Annotated in this window: 1 protein-coding gene and 2 pseudogenes; all 3 read right to left on the bottom strand. The window is 31.3% G+C overall.

Going from position 1 to position 2,710, the window contains the following annotated elements; all coding sequences use genetic code 11:
* Nucleotides 1–331 (bottom strand): annotated as a pseudogene (locus LS65_RS09560) (hypothetical protein); the annotation flags it as partial.
* A 16-nt stretch (nucleotides 332–347) separates the two neighbouring features.
* Nucleotides 348–2,276: a Tle-like phospholipase domain-containing protein gene (locus LS65_RS09555; RefSeq protein WP_138129865.1), complete on the bottom strand. Its 1,929-nt coding sequence runs from the start codon at nucleotides 2,274–2,276 to the stop codon at nucleotides 348–350.
* A 45-nt stretch (nucleotides 2,277–2,321) separates the two neighbouring features.
* Nucleotides 2,322–2,710, bottom strand: a pseudogene (locus LS65_RS09980) (hypothetical protein); the annotation flags it as partial.

Genomic DNA, 2,710 nt, shown 5'->3' with positions numbered 1-2,710 from the left:
TAAGAAGTGTGCCTAGATTATTTTCTTCATCTTTAGGGGAGAAGTAATAACTTGGTGTATCTTGTTTAATGGTATTGTCTTTATCTAATTCACCAAAGAAGTATTGAAAAAGAGGATTGGGAGATTCTGTGCCTCCTGTGAGTTCTATGCCCATAAAGACAATGGATATATCATAATCATTTAGACTTTTTTTCTCCTCTTTAGTGAAATTATTAATCGTAGGAAGTAACTGCTCTATATCAATATAAAATCTATCTTTTTCTACACTAAGAACTATTTGATTATCATTTTGGAATATTCTAAATCTTTGTGGTTTAAATTTATTTTTCATCTAATAAGACCTCCTCTTATTCATTGATTGCTTTAGGATAATGCTTTAAAGTTACATCTTTATAGCAATTTACTAATATAGTATCTGCTTTATGATGCCCACAAAATATTTTCGCTCTCGGTGTTCTATACCCTATAAGGCGATTGGCTGTATGTGTATCTTTGATTAGTGGATTTGTATTTTCATCTGTGCTAATAAAAAATGAAGATTCTTGTATTGCAAAAAGTTGAGATAATGGAGAATCTGGAGTAATATTTTTAATTGTATCTTCTTCTAAAATTTGAATATAAACCTTGTTTTGTTGTAAATATAAGATTGCCTCTATAATATCACTCGTATCTTCCTTGATTAAAAATTTATTTTGTTGTGTTTTTATAGTAGCCTCAAATACCCTTTGTTCTATGATAGCATATAGCCAATTAGGAGTTTTTGGAATATATACATCATCACTTGAACTTGTCGCTAATGCTTTTTGAAATTCTATATTGCGCAAAATTGTATTAATAGCTAAACTAATTCTATTGCAATATTCCAAAGCTTTTTTGTGTTCTCTATATTCTTGGGTATCTATTTCGTTATGTTCTTTTAAAAACTCATCTTGGTGTAGCTCATATTCTATTTTTACTTCTTTGCTTGTCGTGTCAATAAGAGATTCATTTACCTCATACAGATAAGCATAAAAGTATAAAGTCTTTGCCATAGAAGAGATTTTATGAGAATCCAATCCCCCAAAGTTGAGATTCAGGATAAAGTAATTCCCTTCTATATCTTTGCCTAAATGCTGTGCGGCATTTTCTTTATAGGATTCTTTTGCGTGATGATATTTATCTGCTTGATTTTTGGATTCTATATGAAACACCTTATCACTGATACCTAGTTTATAACCCTTTTTGTTTCTGTTATTGTAGTTATGGATTAGGGTTTGGTAAGGCTGGAGTAAATTATCAGGGATTTTTTCATAATTAACATAAGCATAATCCATCTCTTTGCTACTCCTTGTGAAAAAGCTTATTCCAAAGTGTGTAGAAGCGATATTACCTGTATGATTGTTAAGTATTTCTTTGAGTTGAAATTCTATTTGTGCCTCTAAACCAAACCCATTGATTTTTAATTCTTTAGCTTTATTTTTTATCGCCTTTTTATAAAACTCAAACAAAGATTCTTTAATTATATCATTAGTAACTTTGGGAATGGAAATAAGCATATCATAAGGAGGTTTTAGATTCTTTGCACCGGGAGAGTTAAAAGTATAGACTTCATTAATGATAGAATCTTGATTAGATTCAGTAGTAGAAGCATTGGGGTCTTTTGGTTTAGAATCTTTATTTGAACCCTTAGCAAAAGAGAGAGCAAATATTTGAGCAAGACAACCTCCAAGAGAATGCCCAACTACATTTAAGCTTTTAGGTTGAGTGATAGCAGGATATTTTTTAGCGCATTGATAATAAAATCTAATCATATCTTCATATTGTTCTTGTGGAATGTGTCCTAATGCCACCACTCTAGCGTTTGCTTTTATATCACCATTATTGCTTGGTTCTGTGCCTCTTATAGCTAAGATATATTCTGAATCTTTAGAATCTGCCTTTGTGTTTTTAAAGAGAGTGGCGGAGAATCCTGAATTGGTATTAGGTTGATGCTCTAGTAAATCATAGCGTTCAAAGAAGTTTTTTGCTTGAGTGGGAGTGAAGTCGCCATTGAGTGTGCCTACTTTATCGGGTTTGAGAGTTGGCAAACGACTTGGTATATAAACTTTGTAATCTTTATAGGTCATATCAAGAATGTCAGTAAGCGAAATTTCTTTTTGAATTTCTTGTTCTTTGTTGTCTTTCACATTAATAAATGTTGGATTTTTCTCACTTGTTTCTAAATGAAAATATCCATAAGCAGCCATTGCTAGTTCTGCACAATCTCTTAATCTTTGCACTTGTTGTTTATTTGTCATTTTTTAAATCCTCGCACGGAATAGATTTGTTGTTTTTAAAACAAATTACTTCACTTGGTTCTCTTCTGACATTTTTAGTATAAATAAAGATTGCCAACAAGATACAGGACTTTTAAAATCCCAAGTAATTTCCATACTTCCCTCATTGCCATAAAAATTGATTCGCCTTGTATCCCATTCTGCCCACAACATGATAGATTTTAATTTATCAAAATCTAGCTTATATTTTTCTTTGGGCGTAGTGATTGCTTTATTATCTATCTTGAGCTGTTCGACAAAAGAAGTTATGCTTTGCCCTTTATAATATTCATTGTGGTATATAAGTAGGCGTAGTTTTATCCTCCTTGAATACTGCTTAGTATGTGGAAAGTCATCTCTATCACCTAGCTTCTTATCAAAATAACTTAAAATCTTATTATACTTTTCTTCATTGT

Source organism: Helicobacter japonicus, assembly GCF_000762845.2.
Lineage (GTDB): Bacteria > Campylobacterota > Campylobacteria > Campylobacterales > Helicobacteraceae > Helicobacter_C > Helicobacter_C japonicus.
This window is presented reverse-complemented; position numbering and strand designations above follow the sequence as displayed.